Annotated in this window: 1 protein-coding gene; it reads left to right on the forward strand. The window is 67.6% G+C overall.

Annotated elements, in window-relative coordinates; all coding sequences use genetic code 11:
• Positions 1 to 672: DUF222 domain-containing protein (locus A9W95_RS00480; protein WP_253851511.1), on the forward strand; the 672-nt coding region annotated here is incomplete at both ends.

Genomic DNA, 672 nt, shown 5'->3' on the forward strand with positions numbered 1-672 from the left:
GGCGCTTGGGTGGTGAATGAGCCCACGCGTCTTGATGTGTTGTTTGAGGAGTTGGCGCAGTTGTGTGGTCAGCGCAATGCGATTGATGGGCGCATTGTGGAGATCGTCGCCGAGATCGATCGCGACGGATTGTGGGGTAATACCGGGGCGCGGTCCATACCGGCGTTGGTGGCTTGGAAGACTGGCTGTTCGCCGGCCAACGCGCACACGATCGCCACGGTGGCGGCCCGGGTGGGGGAGTTTCCGCGGTGCACCGAGGCGTTGCGGGAAGGGCGGCTGTCGCTGGATCAGGTCGGGGTGGTCGCCGCGCGCGCGGGTGAGGGTTCTGACGAGCATTACGCCCAGCTGGCCGCGGTGGCCACGGTGAATCAGTTGCGCACGGCGATCAAGCTGGAACCGCGCCCCGACCCCGATCCTCGCCCCGAGCTGGAGCGCTCGATCAGTAAGACCACCACCGAGGCGGGCAGCTGCTGGCGGATCAAACTGCCCCGCGACGAGGCGGCGACGTTCGACGCCGCGTTGGCATCTCATCGGGAGGCGTTGATCACCCAGTGGAAGCATGATCACGGCGACGGCGCGGCCCCATCCGATGCGGCGCCGCCGCTGCCCGACACTATTGATGCGTTTTTGCGGCTGGTCGAGGCCGGGTGGGATGCCGAGGCGGCGCGCCGC

Source organism: Mycobacterium sp. 1423905.2, from assembly GCF_001673155.1.
Lineage (GTDB): Bacteria > Actinomycetota > Actinomycetes > Mycobacteriales > Mycobacteriaceae > Mycobacterium.